Raw genomic sequence first — 19,906 nt, forward strand, 5'->3', positions numbered from 1 at the left:
ACTATTTAATGCTGAGGTTTTCCGAAAAAACCACTAAGCTATCAATCCCGCTTCCGGTTAACCTCTGAACATAAACCTCTATGTAATCTCCATTTGCAAGATTAGCATTCGCGTTTATCGATATGTTTTGGATTTGTGTATCACTGTCAATATATACTATAGAATTCGATTCGGTAAGGACAGTTCCATTCTTTGCTAAAACAAACGCATAAAAGTTTGTTGCTGCACCTGTAACGCGAACCGACATGGAAGCATTGATTTGGAATTCTCTTTCTTTTAATCCGTCGTAAACTAATCTGTTGTTGCCACCAGCACTAGTAAACCTAAAAAGGCTATTAGCAGTAAAAGTACCATTTCCTTGAACCTCTGTAGCTATACCATTGATTATTGTTTGAGAAAAACCTGTTGTTAAGGTACCATTAAAGTAAAAATTCCCAGAAGCCACACCATCAGTTTCCTCTGCAATTCCCGGAGCATTTACAAACCAGTTATTGGTGAAGTTATACCCAGGATAGCTGCCCGTGGTATATCCATCCACATAAGTTCCTACTCCAGAAAATGCCGTTCCCAGCAACACGCCATCAGTTACAGCTGGGTTTGCGCTCACATCAAGACCTGTCACACCCGAAGTCACGGTACTGAAACCGCTCACCTTTTCTATTAAACTGAAAGTTCCGATGTAGGTTTCATAAGTTCCAGTATTGTTTCCTAACCACCCCATATTATTTAAAAGCAAAGTATTGATGGACAAAAAAGTAATACCTGTTGTATTTCCTGAAAACTGAATGATATTATTAAAAACAAGCCCAAAGTTGGCAATACTACCCACGCTAGATGAGTTTTGGACTATACAATTTTGCACCACCAACGACTCTGCCCCACTTCCGGATAATCCAAAAACACCGCCACCTGTGGCCTCTAAAGTTAAATTCCTAATACTGCCTCCATTTGCCCCAGAAAACAAAATGCCACTTGCCCGAACAAGCTTATCTTCATTTGTATCCAAGCCGAATGAATGACCCCGCAGCAAGCTGACGAGGTATCTCAATTATTCAAACAGCCTCAATTGACTTGAATGAATCTGTTTATATTCTTTTTGTTTTCCTTGATTCTTTAAATAGTTCTTTATCACTTCTTCGTTAGCATATTGACCCACCGTATTTACATAATACCCTTTTGACCAAAACTGACCTCCCCATAATTGCTCTTTTACTTCTGGATGAAGACGAAAGATTTCCCTTGCCAATATACTCTTGACCGTTTGCACTATCTTTTTTGGAGAATAAACCGGAACACTCTGAACTAAAAAATGAACGTGGTTCTCGTCTAAACCTATCTCTATAAAATAGATATCATATCTGTTTTCTATCTCTGAACAAACTAAAACCATACTAGAATTAACACGGTCAGTCAAAATTGAACGCCTATATTTTATTGGACAAACTACATGATACAACAGCAGGCTTTTATTATGTCGCTTGTGAATATGTTCACTCATAAATCCAATATACACTTTTTCAAAGTGTTTTGAAAAACTCTCCGTTTTTCAAACTTTTCAGCTAAACCCCGCAGCAAGCTGACGAGGAATTCTTTAGATTAAATAAGCGCTGTTTAAATCAATTGGAGCAACTAATGTGATTTCACCATTAATTTCATAAAGTGTATTGGTGTCTAATTCATAAAACGCTCCGCCGCCAGCAGTTAGTTCATCTGCTAAATCGGCTTCACTTTTTATCAATTTATAATTATCTCGGGTTTCAATCTCTCCCAATTTTTCCCATACACTACTACTGTAATAATAAAATGCACTTTCATCGGTGTCGTAAACCAACAAACCTTCTGCCGGAGAGGCTATTGCTGTTCTTTGGGATGATGTCATTCTTGGGGTTAAAACACCTTGCGATGTAGATTCGATATCTAAAATTGAAGACGGATTAGGGTTGGTTGTTCCGATTCCAATTTGCGCAGCCATAGTCGAGGTTAGCAGACAAAACACTACGAAAATAATGAGTTTATCTTTTTTCATACAATTTATAGAGATTTGGGATTTCTATTCTATAAAAGTACGAAATTTATACAAAGAACCATGAGCGGGGCTAAAAAAAACGTATAATAATTCCGTGGTAAAAAAACACAAAACACTATTAACAAATCATTTAGCCAATTCAAGAGTTGAAAACTATATGATTTATTTAACATAAACAGCTTCAATTAGCCTGCATCATTATTACTAAAAACTTCCTTTAAACCAACATATCGATATACAGAAATTGTTTATTTTAGTTAAGTCGGCAAAATACAAGAAAATGGAAGAAACTCTATGCGCTCTTTAGGTGCTAAATTCTTTTAAAACACCAACCACATAATCAATTTCTTCATTAGTATTATAAATACTGAATGAAAACCGAAGTGAAGGCTTCTGCAAATCATCTTCATTTAGAATTTCAGACAGCACATGTGAATTTCTCGAACTTCCACTTTGGCAGGCACTCCCCTTAGAACAGGCAATCCCTTTTAAATCCAACTGAAATAAGAGCATAGCAGACTTTTTTGGTGGCACGGGCAAACAAACATTAACGAGCGTATAAGTGCCATTTTCAGCATTTGCTGATGCCCCGTTGAAAGTTGCATTCGGGATTTCAGATTTCATTTTATCAATGAAATATTGTTTCAGCCTAAATACGATTTGCCGCTCTTTTTCTAGATTTTGGTACGCCGCTTTTAGGGCCAACTCCATACCCACAATATTATGCACACTTTCGGTACCCGCCCTTAAACCTCGTTCTTGTTCTCCTCCAATAATCATGGGTTTTAAACTGCTGTTTTTTCTAATAAAAGCAAAACCCACTCCTTTTGGCCCATGGAATTTATGCGCTGAAGCCGCCAAGAAATCCACTGGAATATCCTGTAAATCCAATTTATAATGTCCTACGGATTGCACCGCATCGGTGTGGAAAAGCGCATCGTTTTCCTTGCACAGTTTTGCGGTTCGTTTTAAATCTAAAATATTGCCAATTTCATTGTTAATGTGCATCAAGCTCACCAAGGTTTTATCGTCGGTTTTCAATAGATGTTGCAAATGTTCAAAATCCACATTCCCCTTTTTGTCAAGGTTTACATAAGTCACGTTAATTTTATAATCAATTTCTAACTGTTGAACGGTGTGCAAAACGGCATGGTGTTCAATTTTTGAAGTGATGATGTGCCGAACCCCCAAATCCTTAACAGCACTTTTCAGCACCAAATTATCAGCCTCAGTTCCCCCGGAAGTAAAAATAATTTCACCAGCAGATACGTTAAAACAACTAGCAATCGCTTTTCTTGAATTTTCAACCAAAACTTTCGATGAACGACCAAAACCATGTGAAGATGAAGGGTTTCCATAATTTTCATTCATCACCTTAACCATTCCTTTAACCACCTCATCCCGAATAGGGGTTGTTGCCGCATTATCAAAATATACCTGTTTCATTTTAAAGTGTAAACTTAATGCCTGTTATTTAAAAATCGTGCTTTTAAAACTTCAAAAGTACTTGAAATAAAATTATTTTCAATACGCTACGTTATAAATAACAATTCTGTTATTTTTGCCTAAAAACCACACCCCATGCGTAAGTTATTTTTAGCCATTTCAACCTTTATGATTCTCCCTCTTAACTCATGTGACGACGGAGATGTCATCACTTTTGAGTTGGATTTTGATGATGATTTTCAAGTTTGCGAGAGCGGTGGCGATTTGGTATTTTACAAAACAAAGAACGATCCGTCTGAATCTTTATCGCTTAAGGTTACCGATTTAACTATTGCAGATATTTTGAAAGTTGATGAAAAAAACGAATACAAAAAAGACATCACCATAAACGCCAACAACCCTTTTAATTACCGAACTTACAGCAACACTACATTGCCCGACGATTTGTTTTGCAATGCCATACCTAATGCTGAAGTAAAATTAAAAGAAGACATTGAAAGTACCAGCGGTAACGCCTTATTAAAGACCGTATTAGTTGAAGACGATAACGACGGTGTTCCTGCTGAACTTGAAGACATAAACGGTGATGGCGATTTAGAAAATGATGATACCGATGGCGATGGCATACCCAACTATATTGACGCCGATGACGATGGCGACAACATTTTAACCAAAGACGAAAACCCCGACCCCGATGACAACGGTATTTTTGACGATGCCCAAGATACTGATGGCGATGGCATACCCGATTATTTGGATAACGACGATGACGGTGACGGCGTTTTAACCCGTGATGAAGAAGGCGACACTCAAGACAACAACCCTGCAAACGATATTACCAACAGCGAAGTGGGAGCCGATTATTTAAACCCTGATGCTACAACTTTGGTACCTGCAACAGCCTACAGAGAACACACTATCAACAGAACGTTTACCGTAACTCTGGTGATTGAAAACTTTGATTTAACCTTGATTTCTTTAGATGTTTTTAATTTTGGAACCCTTGAAAACGGTGCCATACCCGATACTTCGAAAAGCCGAAAAGTAACGCCCGAGTTTAATTAATCATTGAGGATTTTGGTAAACATACACTTCAGTAGCGCCCAAACCATATTTTTGGTAATTGGCATCATAAAACTTTAGGTTGCTATACCGACCAAATAAATATTCCAACTCCAGCTTTAAAACACCCTCGCCCACCCCGTGGATGAATACTATTTTTTGAATGCGGTTGGCCATGGCAAATTCTAATTTACGGCGCGCCGTATCCAACTGAAGCGTTAACATATCGTGGTTGCTCATGCCCCGCGTCGATTTAACTAATTGATGGATGTGCAAATCGACTTCCATTGCTGGAGCAAAACGCTCCTTTGCTTTCTTTTTGGGCTGCTGCTTTCTTTTGGGTTGTTCTTTTTCTAAAATTATAGAATCTAACTCCGAATGTGCCAACCACTGAGACTTCATGTTTTCCTTAGCTTGCTTTTTTACCAATTCGTGCTTTTCAAAATCCAACAAAAAGCCCTCATCTGTTTCAATAGAAACAATTGTTCCCTTAACGGATTTTACCGTCCCGGAAAGCTGTTCGTCCAATACAAAAACATAATCGCCTGGTTTAAACAACATTAGTTATCGTTTTCAGAATTCTCGGAATCTTCATCTTTTTTTCTACTGGGAATGGTCTTTGAAATACGGTAAACGCCAATCATGAGCAACACTATTCCTAATATCAAAACAAGTTGGTTCTGGTCTGCCCCTGCCTTGGCATAAATAGCCACAAAGGCACCAATAATAATCAATATATAATTTAAATATTTCATTATTTACCAGTAAAATTTACATAGCGAAATTACACTAATTTTAGCATTTAAAGCAGTTATATATAAGCAATATTCAGCACTATAACTGCATGTTGTAAACTTATCGCCTAAATTTTACATGTAAGAAAATATAAATTTTGTATATTTGGTTACACCTACAATCTTCAGTATATGAACTCCAAATTTCTGTTTTTTTTCCTATTATCATTGAATTTCGCTTTTAGCCAAGATCTTTACGTGGCCGACAATAGCTACCTCTTCGCTAATGATGTCGTTGTTTTTGTTAATGACGATATTCGGTTGGAAACGCCAACATCTAATTTATACTTTCGCGGTGATGCCCAACTTATTCAAAATAATGACATAAAAAATTCTGATACAGGCAGCCTTTCCATTTATCAAAACCAAACTACTGGTATTTATGAATACAACTATTGGTGTTCTCCTGTAGGCCTAGGCACCGATGGCACAACTCATGCTAATGCTGATTTCTTGGGCGGAAATAACATTTATGATCCTATTGATGACGCCGATGTAACAAATGTTAACTCAAGCTTATATGGTTTTACTTCAGACTATAACGGTACAGCTACCCAACTTTCAAACTATTGGATATACACTTTAAAAGACGCAGAAGGTTATTGGAATTGGCAGCAAGTTTTCGATACGGGCACTATTGAAACGGGTTACGGTTTTACCCTAAAAGGAAGCCCAACACTCAATAATGTTTTGGATTTTAGAGGTAGACCAAACAACGGTACTATTACTGTAAGCTGTTCGTATGACGGTACAGACAACCAACCTTCAGGCTTGCTAAATCACGCCCAAACTTTAACAGGAAACCCTTACCCTTCTGCCCTGGATTTAAAATTATTTTTGGCTCATGCTGATAACCAAACCAACTTAAATGGTGAAATTTATTTTTGGGAACAAAAACAAAAAAGCTCTCATTATTTAGCTGATTATGAAGGCGGTTATGGTGTATATACCCCAGGTAACTTAGGCGATTTAAACGATAATGGCACCTACACGGCTACTCTTTTTGAAAGCTACAATGGCGACGGAAGCGACAACAATACCACAACAGGAAGCACTACAGATTTTAATGCAAACCATTCAAGACGCTATGCTGCCATTGGCCAAGGTTTTGTGATTGCAAGTAATGTTAATGGAGGCTTTGCTACTTTCGATAATTCTATGCGCATCGGTTTTGCTGAAGATTCAGATCCGAACGGCGATGGTTCTGTATTTGCAAAAGGCAAGAATAAAAAGACTGAACCTGAAGGAAAAAAACACCCAATTTCGCACAACGGTGTGGATTACAAAGCCATTTTTGAAAACCCAACGGTTGTGCCTGAAATTAGATTGCACACCCATATTAACAACAGTTATTATAAAGAAAACGTTATTGCTTTCAGGGAAAGCACTCCGAACAACAGTACCTACAATAAGTTTTTTGATGGTAGAAACATAAATAATCTAGCTACTGATGTTTACCTTATTTCGGGAAACGAAAAACTGGTTGTAAAATCCATAAAATATGACGAATCGGTTAGTTTACCGTTGGGCTTTAAGGCCGGGAAAAACAATAGCCTATTTAGCTTAAAAATCCATAAATTGAAAAATGTTCCTGAGCATGTGAACGTATATGTTTATGACCATGAAAATAATAGCTATACCGATGTAAAAAATGGCTCTTTTGAAATCATCCTCAATCAAGGGACGCATAACGACCGATTTGAAATTACTTTTTCTAAAAATGCTTTAAACCTTCCAGTTATTGCCGAAAACAACTTTAAAGTATTCTTTAATAAATCTGCCTCTGAAATCACCATTTTAAACCCTAATCAGATTAAACTTAAAGCCATAACACTTTTTGATATTTCAGGTAAAAAGATAGTAACCAGTAAACATTTACATTCTGAAAGAAAACATTCAATATCAACTAAATCCTTAAACACTAGTGCTTATTTGGTAAATATTGAAACTTCGGACAACCACAGTTTAACCAAAAAAGTGATTGTACATGATATTGCAGAATAAATTTCCTTTAAATATTTTCTTTTTATTAAATTGGCTTGGGCATTTCACTTCAAACTATAACTATGGAAAAATATATGCTACCTTGTCTGAACAAAAAACTGTTTGGCATTGAATGTTTAGGCTGTGGTTTGCAACGGGCTATCGCCCTTGTGTTTCAAGGTGAGTTTGTGGCAGCTTTCAAAATGTATCCAGCCGTTTATAGTTTATTAATACTGTTTACTGTTATGGGCGTAAATATTTTCTTTAAATTTAGACATTCCAATAAAATCATTGGAGCATTAGCCATAATAACGGTAACGACTATTGTAATAAGCTATATGGTTAAATTAATCAATTAATAATTAAATATGGAACAACAAAAACTCAATCCAACCCTTGTTTATGTTTTAGCAATTGTAGGCCTTTTGTGCTGTTGCTTTGGTGGTGCTGGTGCTATTCTTGCTGCTGTGGCCTTTTTTATTGCCAACAGCAAACTAAACGCCGTAAAGTTAAACCCTGAAAATTACGAGGCAAACAGTATAAAAGCCATGGGAACCGCCAAAACAGTGGCTTTAATTATTTTAATCATCAATATTCTTTACCTTGTTTACACCATTTATCAGATTTCAACTATTGGTTGGGACGAATTAATGCAGCAATCGCAAGAAATGATGGAACAAATTCAAAATCAACAAGGTAATTAATTACCCTAAAACTCAAGAGGTCGTCTACAAAGTGATTTTTAGACGACCTCTTTTTTTATCGTACCAATTTTTTGTACTTAATTCGTTTCGGCATTAAATCGCCTCCCAATCGTTTCTTTTTGTTTTCTTCGTAATCAGAAAAACTACCTTCAAAGAAATACACTTGGCTGTCTCCTTCAAAAGCCAAAATATGGGTACAAATTCTATCTAAAAACCAGCGGTCGTGACTAATAACCACGGCACAACCCGCAAAGTTTTCAAGACCTTCTTCCAAGGCACGAAGCGTGTTTACGTCCAAATCGTTAGTGGGCTCATCCAAAAGCAGCACGTTGCCTTCTTCTTTTAGCGTCATCGCCAAATGAAGTCGGTTACGCTCACCACCCGAAAGCAGTTTCACTTTTTTATTTTGCTCGCTTCCGCTGAAATTAAATCGACTCAAATAAGCTCGTGAATTGACTTGCTTTCCTCCCATCATCACCAATTCCTGCTCGTCGCTAAAGTTTTGCCAAATGGTTTTTTCGGGATCAATATTGGAATGGCTCTGATCTACATAGGCTATTTTGGCTGTATCTCCTACTACAAACTCTCCTTTATCGGGCGTTTCTTCACCCATTATCATCCTGAAAATAGTAGTTTTACCAGCACCATTTGGCCCGATAACCCCAACAATTCCCGCTTGTGGCAAATTGAAATTTAAATCTTCATACAGCAACTTATCGCCATAGCCTTTGCTTACGCCTTTGGCTTCAATAACGTTGGTTCCCAATCGCGGGCCGTTTGGAATATAAATTTCCAGTTTTTCATCCAACTGTTTTTGGTCTTGGCTCAAAAGTTTATCATAATTCTTTAAACGTGCCTTTTGTTTGGTTTGTCGGCCTTTAGCGCCTTGACGTACCCATTCCAACTCACGTTCCAAGGTTTTTTGTCGTTTTGAAGCGGCTTTACCTTCCTGCGCCATGCGCTTTGATTTTTGATCTAACCAAGACGAATAATTCCCTTTCCACGGAATGCCTTCACCTCGATCGAGTTCTAAAATCCAACCCGCTACATTATCCAAAAAGTAACGGTCGTGCGTTACGGCAATCACCGTGCCTTTGTACTGCGCCAAATGGTGTTCCAACCAATGTACCGATTCGGCATCCAAGTGGTTGGTAGGCTCATCCAACAATAACACATCGGGTTCTTGCAACAACAATCTGCACAGTGCTACACGGCGACGTTCACCACCAGAAAGCACACCTATTTTTTTATCTCCTTCGGGCGTGCGCAGGGCGTCCATCGCAATTTCCAATTTGGTGTCGAGCTCCCAAGCATTGACGGCATCAATCTGGTCTTGAAGCTCGGCTTGGCGGTTCATCAATTTTTCCATTTTATCTGGATTGGAATACACTTCTTCCAAACCAAACATATCGTTTATTTTGTTATATTCGTCAAGAATGGCAACCGTTTCGGCAGCGCCTTCGCGAACTACTTCCATCACCGTTTTTTCTTCATCCAATTGCGGTTCCTGCTCTAAGTAGCCGACTGAGTAATCTTGCGAAAACACCACATCGCCCTGATAGTTTTTATCAACACCCGCAATGATTTTCAGTAAAGTAGATTTACCCGAACCATTAAGCCCCAGGATACCGATTTTGGCCCCGTAGAAAAAACTGAGGTAAATATTTTTAAGCACCGGTGTATTGGCACTCTGGAATGTCTTGGTAACACCAGACATTGAGAATATTATTTTTTTATCGTCGCTCATTTTATTTTAAGTAAGTTTTAATTTAAACACGTCCCTTTAAAGCGTTAAATACCCAAGCCACAGCGAAAAAGCCCAATCCTACAGCTGCAAATCCCCAACCTGCTACTTCCTGATATTTAAAAGCTCCCATGGCAATTAACCCTAGCCCCACAAAAATCATAATCCATGTAGCCCAAGCCAATACCGTGTTTTTATTCATTGCCATAATCTTTTTCTTTATTTGGTTAGTTATAGGCAAATATCGGTTATTAACCATAAATTAAAAAGCATCTCTTCATTTTATATATTTCTTTTTGAAGAAATCGTTTTTCATTCAAAAACAGTTTAACAGGCATCAATTGTACAATATCATTTCTCAAAATATTGCAAAACGATAATTATCGAGGTTGTATTTTACCGATTTCTGAATTAACTTTTATTTATCATTCAGCAAGCGTTCAATTAATGCATTGGCGTGTATTTTTGTCGTTTCTAAATCTTTGAACGCTTATGAACAAAGCATTACTATCATTAGCCATTGGCGGTTTTGGCATTGGGTTAACAGAATTCGTAATTATGGGTATTTTGCCCGAGGTGGCTACGGCATTCAATATCAGTATCCCCCAAGCCGGACATTTTATTTCGGCATACGCTTTGGGCGTTGTGATTGGCGCACCAACCTTAACGGGAATTGGCAGCAAATGGCCCGCCCACAAAGTACTTTTGGCACTTATGCTGTGGTTTACAGTTTTCAATACCCTTTCGGCTTTCGCCAACGGTTATTATCAATTTTTGATTTTACGATTTTTATCCGGCTTACCCCACGGTGCTTTTTTTGGTATTGGGGCTGTGGTAGCGGGCAAACTTTCCAAACCCGGAAAACAGGCACAAGGCATTGCCATTATGTTTAGTGGATTAACCATCGCTAACCTTTTGGGGGTTCCATTGGGCACATATTTAGGAAAAGGTTTCAATTGGAACGTTTCGTTTCTAATGGTTGGCATTGTTGGCATTCTGGCAGTTTTAAGCGTTAAATTTTGGATGCCAGAGTTGAAAAAATCTTCGGAAACCCGTTTTATTGAAGAATTTAAAATTTTTAGACGGTTGGAATTGTGGTTGATTATTTTATTGACCACCATTGGTACGGGCGGATTCTTTGCGTGGTACAGCTACATTGCGCCTTTGATTACCGATGTTGCAGGACACCCAAAGGAAATGGTATCGCTGGCTATGATTTTGGCCGGATTGGGCATGTTTATCGGAAATTTTATTGGTGCCAAACTGGCCGAAAAATTTTCGCCAATCAATGCCATCATTATTACCCTCATTTTTATGGTAATTTGTTTGGGCCTCAATACCTATTTGGCTTCAGACAAAATTATGGTTTTGGTTATGACCTTTATTATCGGTACGATAACCTTTTGCCTCTCCACCCCTATTCAGGTGGCTATCATCAATGCATCAAAAGGTTCGGAAACTTTGGGGTCGTCGCTTAACCAAAGTGCGTTTAACATTGGGAACGCCACCGGAGCGTACTTTGCCGGCATACCCATTGCTATGGGCTTCGGTTACACGTCGGCCGATTGGATTGGCGCTGCTATGGCTTCTGTAGGCGTTATTATTGCCTTCGGAATTATCGCTTTAAGGCAACAGCAAAAACGAAAGAAAAGTGAGTTAAAAACCTGTTACTCATAAAAAATGGGTGTCTAAAAAGTAATTAATTAGCCAGGGAATAAGACAATAGTTAAAAAAATTATTCTCTTATAAAACTTTTTGATTGGAAATCTGTAGTGGCTCACTCACACTCAAAAACACCTTGGCAATCCGTCTTTCAACACCAAATTCTTTTAAGGATATATACATTTTATCGGAGTTAATAGATAATTAAACATCATATTTTGCTGTTAAAAAACCATTTAGTTACTTTAAAACTTCAAAAACATTTTTGGTAAACTTATGAAACTAATTTTAACCCTTTTGCTATTATTTTTTTCTAATATACTTATTTGTAACGCCCAATTCATTTCTGCGGATGACAAACTACATTTAGGAGCAGGAGCTTTAGTTTCTGGAATGTCTTATACTGTGGTTTATTTGGCTACCAAAAACAAGAAAAAAGCTTTTTGGTATAGTTTGGGCGCTTCTGCTTTAGCCGGTATAGCAAAAGAGGCTATTGACCTTGGCCAAAATGAACGGTTTGACACAGGTGAAATTGTTGCTACTACCGCTGGCGGATTGTTTATGAGCACCACTTTGAATCTTTTTATTGGCAATAAAAAGAAAAAGAAAGCCGTGGCATTGGTCAACTAATCAGTCGCCTAACAATTTCTTTAGTCGGTAGAATTTTATTAGTGTGCTCAATACTGGGGCCCGCCACCCATACGGTTTTGTAAGTAGCCTGTTTTGCCGCTTTTTCGGTAGCACGAATACCAATGGCAAAACGAATCATTTTTACCCACTTTTTCAGTTTTTTATTTTTGTTCAAGATGTTTTCAAGCCATGTGGCTTTGGTTCCTATTTTTTGAACATAAGGCGTATTGATAACGGTGCAGGGTGTTCCCGAAATACGCTCGGTCATTACAATATCATTGGCACCGTAATTTACGCACGCTTGCTTGTAGTCTTTGGTAACATTGGCCTCTTCTGAAGCGATAAACGGACTTCCCACCGAAACGCCGTCGGCGCCATATCCTAGCATTTTATCAACCTCGGCTTTGTTTCCTACGCCTCCGGCAGAAATAACAGGAATGCTGCAGTGCATTTTCAATTCTTTTATTAAATCCTCGGGCGATAAATTCCCTCGGTGCCCTCCGGCTTCATTGTTAACAGCAATTATGGCATCGGCACCTAATGTTTCGACCTTTTTTGCAAACTTTAAATCCACCACATCGCAAAACACTTTAATGCCAACTTGGCGCGCCCGTTTAATGGTTTCTTCAGGGCTTCCAAGCGAAGTGATAATAAAATCGCAACCTTCTTCGCAAATGGCTTCCAATTGCCCTTTATATTTTACATTCGATCTGTTAACAATAAGGTTAAACCCAAACGAACCGCCTTTTGGTTTGGCTGCTTTTAATTCCCTGATTGCTATTCGTAATTCGTCCACTGTACGGTAATTTAAAGCGGGAATGCAACCGGCAATACCGCAATGCATCGCTTCTTTTACCATGGCTACATTAGAAACCAAAAACATTGGCGCTTGAATAATAGGATAATTAATATCGAGAAGTTGAGTAAGGCGTGTTTCCATTTATTGAACTTGACTTCAACAAATATAACAAATATTATGCACGCATAACAGCGACTCTATTTAATTTGAAAACCGATAATATCCACACTTGAGATAGGCGCCTTCGGGAAACCCGACAGGGTGATCCATATCGTGATGCGTTTGAAGAATCATTTTAAATGGACGACCGGAAGTCAATAGCGCCTGATTATTGATATCGAAAAACGCTTGCGAAACCACTCGGGATGAACATGAAGCCAATACCAAAAGTCCATTTTTTGCTGTTAATTTTTCACCCAATTGGGCAAGTTGGGCGTATTTCTTTTTGGCCAAATCGATTTCCGAAGCTTGTTTTGCAAAACTTGGTGGGTCGATTACCACCACATCGAATGTTACGCGCTTTTTAATGAGTTTATTTAATTCTTCAAAAGCATCGCCTGCAATGGTTTTATGTACGCCCGAATAGGTATTGAGTTTGCCGTTTTCAATGGCAATTTCAAGCGCTTGTTTACTAATATCTAAACTAGTGACTTCTTTGGCGCCATTGGCCAATGCATGTACCGAAAAGCCGCCTGCGTAACTAAATACATCTAAAACACTTTTATTTTTGCTGCACTTACCTACTTGCTTTCGGTTGGCTCGGTGATCTAAAAAATAACCTGTTTTATGCCCTTTAATCACATTGGCTGAGAAATTTACGCCATGTTCTACAAACCGTACCACGTCGTTTTCAAGCGTGCCGTAAACTACCTCGCCATCTTTTAACTTATGGTTTTTTGAATTTTGAAGCGCCCTGCTCAGCCTAATTACAACCGTTTCAGCTTTTGCGGTACTTTGTAAAATGGGAAGCAGTACTTCCAAATACGGCAACCATATTTCAGAATACAGTTTTACTACCAAAACTTTAGCATATACATCGGCTATCAACCCCGGAAAACCATCGTTTTCACCGAATAACAAACGATAACTATTCGTGTTTGTTTTTAGTAATGGGCTTCTTTTCTGAAATGCTTCCTTTATTTTCTTTTGAAAAAAAGTTTCGTTGATTTCTACCTTATCGATACCGCTATGGAGCATTTTTATTCGAATAGGAGACTGTGCATCGTACAACCCCAAACCCATTACACGGTTTTTATTCTTACTGAAAACTATAGCCAAATCGCCCGTTTTGGCATCATCATTTATTTTTACAATACTTTTTGAAAAAACCCACGGATGGCCTTTTAAAACAAACTGTTCGCCTTTGGCATTGAGTTTTACGGCCAAACGTTTGGATTGGCAATTAGATTTAAGACTTAATGAAAATGGCATTTCAATAAATTAAGCTAGTTAAAAAGTAAATCTTTTTTCGGGTGAATTTACAAATAACCATATGGAACTCATTTAAACTGACTGAAATTTGTCTATCCATTATAATTACCATTCCCAATAACCGATTTGACCAACTGAAGGATTTTTTCGAATTGCTCCTCTAAAGTCAGGTCCGAATTGTCGATTTCAATGGCATCGCCTGCTTTTACCAATGGCGAATCTTCACGGTTAGAATCAATATAATCGCGTTCCTTTACATTTTTTAAAACATCTTCGTATTCCACCTTATCACCTCGCTCTATCAATTCCTTAAAACGGCGTTGTGCACGGGTTTCGGCTGTTGCCGTCATAAACAACTTCAACTCTGCATCGGGAAATACCACGGTGCCAATATCACGACCATCCATCACCACGCCTTTATCGGCACCCATTTTTTGCTGTTGTTCCACCAATTTTTGGCGCACTTCAGAAATAGCAGCCACTTTACTCACATAACTGGAAACCTCCAAAGTTCGGATGTCTTTTTCAATATTCATGCCGTTCAAATATACTTCAGCAAAACCCAATTCGGCATTAAACTTAAAACTGATATTAATTTCCGGTAAACGGTCTACCAAGGTTTCCACTTTAAAAGAATCGGCATCAATTAATCCGTTTTGCATGGCATAAAGCGTCACCGCGCGATACATCGCCCCTGTATCAACGTATACGTAGCCTAAATGTTTAGCCAACTGTTTGGCAACGGTACTTTTTCCAGTGGACGAAAATCCGTCGATGGCAATGGTAATTTTTTGCATGCTTTAATTTTGAAGTGCCAAAAATACTTAAAATGCTTAAGGATGTAAAATATTGGGATAATAAAAGAATTTCTTGAAACCAACTATCCCCAGGGCAAGCCACAGGAGTATTTAGCTGATTTCATTTTGGCTATAGAATCAAGAACCGAAATTCGATTATTTAGATTCCCGTTTTATTCATTGGTATCTATTCTAAATTTTTGAAATCATGAATCTTCGATTTCACGGGAATGACAATTCCCCCCCGAATGCAAACATGCGGGGAATTCTTTTCGATTAAAAGTTTTCTACTGCAAATCAATCTGCAGACCAAAGAAATTCGAATTGGCGGCGCTGGTATATTTGGCATGCGTATAACTAAAACGCATTTTATTCATTTTTATGGAAATACCTGCCGAAAGCCCCGAAAAATTACGTTGGTCTAAAATACGTAAATCCTCGCCGCGTCTAAAATTATATCCTAAACGGATATTGAATCCACCCTCGGGAAAAATTTCAGCACCAACAATAGTATGGCGAATCACCTGACCAATAAATCCAATTTTTTCTTCGGTTGAATTTCCAGACAAATCACTGGTAGTTCGTGCTGGGTTTGGTCTGGAAATGGGCCATTCCTGTAAATTATCTAAAGTAACATGCCAACGGATGGGCACATTTTCCATAAGTTGCGACATGCCAAAAGCTACCTCGAAAGGCAAAGGCTCATTAAGTCCTGCGTATGTTGTAATCTGCGATCCCAAATTCCGAACCACCAAAGCGGCATTAAAATCCAGATATTCATTAATATAAATCAAACCCAAATCGACCGCCGTACCAAAGGAGCCATACTGCTCCAGTTTTGAAGTGATGAGTTTTAAGTTCCCTCCGAAATAAAAATTGGAATAGCCGATTTGAGTAGCATAACCCAATGACAGTGCCGTTTCGCTTCCGCTGAACGTTCCTGTTGAATTTCCGTCCTCATCATAACCTTCAAATGAACCATAATTAATGTAAGTGATGCCACCATGGAAGGTTTGTGTACGCCTGTCAACGGTATAAGCATAAGCGGCCGTTCCGTAACCAATACCGCCCAAATAACTGGTGTAATTCAACGCCAACTGGTTATCCATTTCAATATTTATGGTCGCTGGATTAAATAGGGCTTGCGTAACATCGTAGTCCACATTAGTTAAAACCTTTCCGCCCAAAGCTGCTTGACGGGGCGACGATACCAAATTCAAAAACTGATAGGTATGCTCTCCCCCAACCTGTGCCCAAGCTAAAGTGGTTAATGTGAGGCTAAAAAATAAGACGAATGGTTTCAGCATATTTACGAACACAAAGAAAGCAAATCTATCTTAAAACGGCGGTACGTATATTTTATTTTAGAACATAAAAAAACAGACTGTTTAAAAAAGGTAACATGTAAACGTCATTACGAGAAATTTATATTTCGAAGTAATCTCATAATCATTGGCTTGATTTTTTAAGATTCATTCACTTTGTTCGGAATGACGACCTTTTTAAACAGTCTGCAAACTTTAAATATTCTTGGCGTTTTTAACCTTTTGGTTAGTAAGGGCTAATTCTATGACCTCACTCATATCGGATACATAATGGAACGTCAAACCTTTTAAATACTCTGGTTTGATTTCCTCAATATCGCGGCGGTTATCTTCACACAATAAAATTTCTTTGATTCTGGCTCGCTTGGCCGCCAAAATCTTTTCTTTGATACCACCAACGGGAAGCACTTTTCCTCGAAGGGTAATTTCGCCTGTCATGGCGATGCTCTTCTTCACTTTCTTCTGTGTGAACAATGATACCAACGAGGTTAACATCGTTACCCCTGCACTTGGCCCGTCCTTTGGCGTAGCGCCTTCAGGCACGTGGATGTGTACATTGTATTTATCGAATGCTGTTGGGTCGATACCAAATTCCTCGGCGTTCGATTTGATGTATTCCATGGCAATGGTAGCCGATTCCTTCATCACTTTACCTAAATTTCCGGTAACGGTCATCGCTCCTTTTCCTTTTGATAAAATGGATTCGATAAACAGAATATCACCACCAACACGGGTCCAAGCCAAACCTGTTACCACGCCAGCCACATTATTGTTTTCGTATTTATCGCGCTCCAATTTTGGTCCGCCTAAAACTTCAACAATATCTTCGTTGGTTACTTTAATATTGTATTCCTCTTCCATGGCAATGTTTTTGGCCGCAAAACGTACCATTTTGGCAATTTGCTTTTCCAAACCACGAACACCCGATTCGCGCGTGTAGCCTTCAACAATTTTTTCCAATTGTGGCTTACCAATTTTTAGATCTTTGGAAGACAATCCGTGCTCTTTCAACTGCTTTGGCAACAAGTGCTGCTTGGCAATTTCAACCTTTTCTTCAATGGTATAGCCCGTTACGTTTATAATTTCCATTCGGTCGAGCAATGCCGGCTGAATAGTCGATAAGCTATTTGAAGTGGCAATAAACATCACTTTAGAGAGGTCGTAGCCCATTTCTAAGAAATTGTCGTAAAACTCACTGTTTTGCTCGGGATCCAATACTTCTAACATCGCTGACGACGGATCGCCTTGATGCGAATTGGAAAGTTTATCGATTTCATCCAATACAAACACGGGGTTTGATGTGCCCGCTTTTTTTAGACTTTGGATGATACGCCCCGGCATCGCCCCAATATATGTTTTTCGGTGCCCACGAATTTCGGCTTCATCTCGCAATCCGCCCAACGACATACGCACATATTCACGCCCCAAAGCTTCGGCAATAGATTTTCCCAACGACGTTTTACCCACACCCGGAGGCCCATAAAGGCACAAAATAGGTGATTTCATATCGTTTCGCAGTTTCAATACCGCTAGATATTCAATGATGCGTCTTTTTACGTCTTCCAAACCAAAATGGTCGCGATTCAGGATTTTCATGGCGCGTTTTAAGTCGAATTTATCTTCGCTAAACTCGTTCCAAGGCAAATCCAAAAACAGCTCTAAATAGTTACGTTGAATGGAATATTCAGCCACCTGCGGATTCATACGTTGCATTTTGGCTATTTCCTTTTCAAAATGCTTGGCTACTTTTTCGTCCCAGTTTTTTTCCTGGGCTGCGATACGCATTTCCTCAATTTCGGTATCGTGGCTTACCCCCCCCAATTCTTCTTGGATGGTTTTCATTTGCTGGTGCAGGAAATATTCACGTTGCTGTTGGCTCATATCCATTTGCACCTTCGATTGAATATCGTTTTTCAATTCCAATTTCTGGAACTCAACATTCATATATTTTAAAGTCGCCAAAGCACGCTCTTTTAAATCGTTGATTTCTAAAAGTTCTTGCTTTTCATCCACCGAAAGGTTCATATTCGACGACACAAAATTCACCAAAAACGAATTGCTTTCAATGTTTTTTATGGCGAAAGAGGCTTCACTTGGAATATTTGGACTTTCCTTAATGATATCCAAAGCCAAATCCTTAATCGATTCGATAATCGCGCTAAACTCCTTATTTTTTTGTGCGGGCCTTGCTTCGGGGATGTCCCTAATCGTGGCATTCATGTAAGGCTCTTCGGTAATGACCTCGGCCACTTGAAAGCGTTTTTTTCCCTGAATTATCACGGTAACATTGCCATCGGGCATTTTTAAAACCCTTAAAATACGAGCCACCGTTCCGGTTGGGTGGATGTCTTTTGCTGTAGGTTTTTCTACATTTTCATCTTTTTGGGCCACTACGCCAATTACCTTTCCGCCCTTGTTGGCGTCGTTAATCAGTTTTATGGATTGGTCGCGACCGGCGGTAATAGGAATGACCACGCCGGGAAACAACACCGTATTTCGTAACGATAAAATAGGCAAGGTTTCGGGCAACTCTTCGTTATTTATGGCTTCTTCATCTTCGGGTGTCATTAACGGAATCAATTCTGCATTTTCGTCAAACTCCTGCAATGACAAACTGTCAAGATTCATGATATTCGATTTCTTCATATACTATATTAAGCCAATCTGTCATTAAAAACAGATGGTTTTGATTTTTAATTTAACTCTAAAAGTTTTAAAACGCTGAAAACAGGCGGTTTAAACGAACATACCTATTCTCTTTAATGTAGTAAATTCAATTGCTGTGCCATAATTGGATTTTGCAAAACCCAATTTGAGGTTTGGGGTTACATCTTCCCCATTTTCTTCAAAACAAAAAGTAAAACGATGGGAATGGCCAACAACACCACCATCAACAAATTGGTTTGGAACAGCCACGGCGAAAGAATTAAAGTAATTACGTAACCACCAATGGCACCTCCAAAATGCGCATCATGCCCAATATTGCCAATACGGTTTTTCATACCGTAAATGGAGTACAGTAAATAACCGATGCCAAACACATACGCCGGGATGGGGATGGGGATAAAAAACAAGTACAAACTCATATCCGGACGCAATAATATAGCGGCGTAAATAACCCCAGAAACGGCTCCACTGGCACCAACGGCGCTGTAATGGTATTCGTTTTTATGGAAGTATAACGACAACAAATTACCCAACAACAAACTGCCCAGATAAATTAAAACAAACTGCGTGGTGTTTAACAAAGTAATAACCACACCGGCAAAAAAGTAGAGCGTTAGCATATTGAACAGTAAATGCTGCATATCGGCATGTAAAAATCCCGAACTGAACATTCGGATCTGTTCTCCGCGTTTTACCGCCCCCACGTTGAATTTATACTTTTCAAAAAATGAGTAATCCTGGAATCCTTTATACGAAATGATGACGTTCGCTGCAATCAAAATTATGGTAATGACATCTATGTTGCCCATGGGGAATAAAAGTTTGAATTAGTCTAT

Annotated in this window: 20 protein-coding genes; 6 read left to right on the forward strand and 14 right to left on the reverse strand. The window is 38.8% G+C overall.

The features are described 5' to 3' along the window. Nucleotide 1: 1 nt before the first annotated feature. From ABI125_11175 to ABI125_11190, 4 genes are all read right to left on the reverse strand, one after another. Nucleotides 2-1,006: a hypothetical protein gene (locus ABI125_11175; GenBank protein XCF05284.1), complete on the reverse strand. Its 1,005-nt coding sequence runs from the start codon at nt 1,004-1,006 to the stop codon at nt 2-4. Between the two features lie 42 nt (nt 1,007-1,048). Continuing rightward, nucleotides 1,049-1,498, reverse strand: coding sequence for an IS200/IS605 family transposase (tnpA, locus tag ABI125_11180; GenBank protein XCF05285.1), 450 nt, complete (start codon nt 1,496-1,498; stop codon nt 1,049-1,051). 93 nt (nt 1,499-1,591) lie between these two features. Then, a complete protein-coding gene (locus ABI125_11185) occupies nt 1,592-2,026 on the reverse strand; it encodes a hypothetical protein (GenBank protein XCF05286.1) in 435 nt (144 codons plus the stop codon). A gap of 303 nt (nt 2,027-2,329) precedes the next feature. Next, nucleotides 2,330-3,472: a cysteine desulfurase family protein gene (locus tag ABI125_11190; GenBank protein ID XCF05287.1), complete on the reverse strand. Its 1,143-nt coding sequence runs from the start codon at nt 3,470-3,472 to the stop codon at nt 2,330-2,332. Nucleotides 3,473-3,607: 135 nt separating this feature from the next. On the opposite strand from ABI125_11190, the gene ABI125_11195 reads away from it, so the two are divergent. After that, on the forward strand, nt 3,608-4,537 hold the full coding sequence (locus ABI125_11195; protein ID XCF05288.1) for a hypothetical protein: 930 nt from the start codon (nt 3,608-3,610) through the stop codon (nt 4,535-4,537). Here the strand turns inward: ABI125_11195 and ABI125_11200 are convergent, their stop codons facing one another. Together ABI125_11200 and ABI125_11205 are read right to left on the reverse strand one after the other, a co-directional pair. Then, nucleotides 4,538-5,095 (reverse strand): DNA mismatch repair protein MutS, encoded by a 558-nt coding sequence (locus ABI125_11200; GenBank protein ID XCF05289.1) that lies wholly within the window; start codon nt 5,093-5,095, stop codon nt 4,538-4,540. Beyond that, nucleotides 5,095-5,289 (reverse strand): hypothetical protein, encoded by a 195-nt coding sequence (locus tag ABI125_11205; protein ID XCF05290.1) that lies wholly within the window; start codon nt 5,287-5,289, stop codon nt 5,095-5,097. Before ABI125_11205 ends, ABI125_11200 begins: the two co-directional genes overlap by 1 nt. Nucleotides 5,290-5,460: 171 nt before the next feature. On the opposite strand from ABI125_11205, the gene ABI125_11210 reads away from it, so the two are divergent. The 3 genes from ABI125_11210 to ABI125_11220 all read left to right on the forward strand — a co-directional run bounded on the left by ABI125_11210 (nt 5,461) and on the right by ABI125_11220 (nt 8,015). Beyond that, entirely contained in the window at nt 5,461-7,332 is a 1,872-nt protein-coding gene (locus tag ABI125_11210; GenBank protein XCF05291.1) for a T9SS type A sorting domain-containing protein, read from the forward strand. Between the two features lie 62 nt (nt 7,333-7,394). Then, entirely contained in the window at nt 7,395-7,670 is a 276-nt protein-coding gene (locus ABI125_11215; GenBank protein ID XCF05292.1) for a DUF2752 domain-containing protein, read from the forward strand. A 9-nt stretch (nt 7,671-7,679) separates the two neighbouring features. After that, a complete protein-coding gene (locus tag ABI125_11220; protein ID XCF05293.1) occupies nt 7,680-8,015 on the forward strand; it encodes a CCC motif membrane protein in 336 nt (111 codons plus the stop codon). A 55-nt stretch (nt 8,016-8,070) separates the two neighbouring features. Here the strand turns inward: ABI125_11220 and ettA are convergent, their stop codons facing one another. Together ettA and ABI125_11230 are read right to left on the reverse strand one after the other, a co-directional pair. Continuing rightward, nucleotides 8,071-9,762 (reverse strand): energy-dependent translational throttle protein EttA, encoded by a 1,692-nt coding sequence (gene ettA / locus ABI125_11225; protein ID XCF05294.1) that lies wholly within the window; start codon nt 9,760-9,762, stop codon nt 8,071-8,073. A 22-nt stretch (nt 9,763-9,784) separates the two neighbouring features. Then, entirely contained in the window at nt 9,785-9,967 is a 183-nt protein-coding gene (locus ABI125_11230) for a CAL67264 family membrane protein (GenBank protein ID XCF05295.1), read from the reverse strand. A gap of 284 nt (nt 9,968-10,251) precedes the next feature. Here ABI125_11230 and ABI125_11235 point away from each other — a divergent pair, with 284 nt between their 5' ends. Together ABI125_11235 and ABI125_11240 are read left to right on the forward strand one after the other, a co-directional pair. Then, entirely contained in the window at nt 10,252-11,436 is a 1,185-nt protein-coding gene (locus tag ABI125_11235; GenBank protein XCF05296.1) for an MFS transporter, read from the forward strand. A gap of 261 nt (nt 11,437-11,697) precedes the next feature. Then, entirely contained in the window at nt 11,698-12,051 is a 354-nt protein-coding gene (locus ABI125_11240; GenBank protein ID XCF05297.1) for a hypothetical protein, read from the forward strand. Here ABI125_11240 and ABI125_11245 read toward each other — a convergent pair. The 6 genes from ABI125_11245 to ABI125_11270 all read right to left on the reverse strand — a co-directional run bounded on the left by ABI125_11245 (nt 12,044) and on the right by ABI125_11270 (nt 19,879). Next, a complete protein-coding gene (locus ABI125_11245) occupies nt 12,044-12,991 on the reverse strand; it encodes a nitronate monooxygenase (protein ID XCF05298.1) in 948 nt (315 codons plus the stop codon). The genes ABI125_11240 and ABI125_11245 overlap by 8 nt on opposite strands. 60 nt (nt 12,992-13,051) lie before the next feature. Further along, the gene (locus ABI125_11250; protein ID XCF05299.1) at nt 13,052-14,281 is read right to left on the reverse strand and encodes a class I SAM-dependent rRNA methyltransferase; all 1,230 of its coding nucleotides are present in this window, start codon (nt 14,279-14,281) and stop codon (nt 13,052-13,054) included. A gap of 92 nt (nt 14,282-14,373) precedes the next feature. Beyond that, nucleotides 14,374-15,078 (reverse strand): (d)CMP kinase, encoded by a 705-nt coding sequence (gene cmk, locus ABI125_11255; GenBank protein ID XCF05300.1) that lies wholly within the window; start codon nt 15,076-15,078, stop codon nt 14,374-14,376. Nucleotides 15,079-15,365: 287 nt separating this feature from the next. Then, nucleotides 15,366-16,385 carry a type IX secretion system protein PorQ gene (gene porQ, locus ABI125_11260; protein XCF05301.1) on the reverse strand — a complete coding sequence of 340 codons (1,020 nt, stop codon included), beginning with the start codon at nt 16,383-16,385 and terminating at the stop codon, nt 15,366-15,368. A gap of 213 nt (nt 16,386-16,598) precedes the next feature. After that, nucleotides 16,599-19,049, reverse strand: coding sequence for an endopeptidase La (gene lon / locus ABI125_11265; GenBank protein XCF05302.1), 2,451 nt, complete (start codon nt 19,047-19,049; stop codon nt 16,599-16,601). Nucleotides 19,050-19,228: 179 nt separating this feature from the next. Continuing rightward, a complete protein-coding gene (locus ABI125_11270; GenBank protein XCF05303.1) occupies nt 19,229-19,879 on the reverse strand; it encodes a rhomboid family intramembrane serine protease in 651 nt (216 codons plus the stop codon). Nucleotides 19,880-19,906: the final 27 nt, after the last annotated feature.

Origin of the sequence: Tamlana crocina, from assembly GCA_040429635.1 — a bacterium.
Classification (GTDB): domain Bacteria; phylum Bacteroidota; class Bacteroidia; order Flavobacteriales; family Flavobacteriaceae; genus Flavisericum; species Flavisericum crocinum.

Coding starts and splice junctions, on each gene's coding strand:
- tnpA (XCF05285.1), bottom strand. CDS start 1,498: ATGAGTGAACATATTCACAAGCGACATAATAAAAGCCTGCTGTTGTAT.
- ABI125_11185 (XCF05286.1), bottom strand. CDS start 2,026: ATGAAAAAAGATAAACTCATTATTTTCGTAGTGTTTTGTCTGCTAACC.
- ABI125_11190 (XCF05287.1), bottom strand. CDS start 3,472: ATGAAACAGGTATATTTTGATAATGCGGCAACAACCCCTATTCGGGAT.
- ABI125_11195 (XCF05288.1), top strand. CDS start 3,608: ATGCGTAAGTTATTTTTAGCCATTTCAACCTTTATGATTCTCCCTCTT.
- ABI125_11200 (XCF05289.1), bottom strand. CDS start 5,095: ATGTTGTTTAAACCAGGCGATTATGTTTTTGTATTGGACGAACAGCTT.
- ABI125_11205 (XCF05290.1), bottom strand. CDS start 5,289: ATGAAATATTTAAATTATATATTGATTATTATTGGTGCCTTTGTGGCT.
- ABI125_11210 (XCF05291.1), top strand. CDS start 5,461: ATGAACTCCAAATTTCTGTTTTTTTTCCTATTATCATTGAATTTCGCT.
- ABI125_11215 (XCF05292.1), top strand. CDS start 7,395: ATGGAAAAATATATGCTACCTTGTCTGAACAAAAAACTGTTTGGCATT.
- ABI125_11220 (XCF05293.1), top strand. CDS start 7,680: ATGGAACAACAAAAACTCAATCCAACCCTTGTTTATGTTTTAGCAATT.
- ettA (XCF05294.1), bottom strand. CDS start 9,762: ATGAGCGACGATAAAAAAATAATATTCTCAATGTCTGGTGTTACCAAG.
- ABI125_11230 (XCF05295.1), bottom strand. CDS start 9,967: ATGGCAATGAATAAAAACACGGTATTGGCTTGGGCTACATGGATTATG.
- ABI125_11235 (XCF05296.1), top strand. CDS start 10,252: ATGAACAAAGCATTACTATCATTAGCCATTGGCGGTTTTGGCATTGGG.
- ABI125_11240 (XCF05297.1), top strand. CDS start 11,698: ATGAAACTAATTTTAACCCTTTTGCTATTATTTTTTTCTAATATACTT.
- ABI125_11245 (XCF05298.1), bottom strand. CDS start 12,991: ATGGAAACACGCCTTACTCAACTTCTCGATATTAATTATCCTATTATT.
- ABI125_11250 (XCF05299.1), bottom strand. CDS start 14,281: ATGCCATTTTCATTAAGTCTTAAATCTAATTGCCAATCCAAACGTTTG.
- cmk (XCF05300.1), bottom strand. CDS start 15,078: ATGCAAAAAATTACCATTGCCATCGACGGATTTTCGTCCACTGGAAAA.
- porQ (XCF05301.1), bottom strand. CDS start 16,385: ATGCTGAAACCATTCGTCTTATTTTTTAGCCTCACATTAACCACTTTA.
- lon (XCF05302.1), bottom strand. CDS start 19,049: ATGAAGAAATCGAATATCATGAATCTTGACAGTTTGTCATTGCAGGAG.
- ABI125_11270 (XCF05303.1), bottom strand. CDS start 19,879: ATGGGCAACATAGATGTCATTACCATAATTTTGATTGCAGCGAACGTC.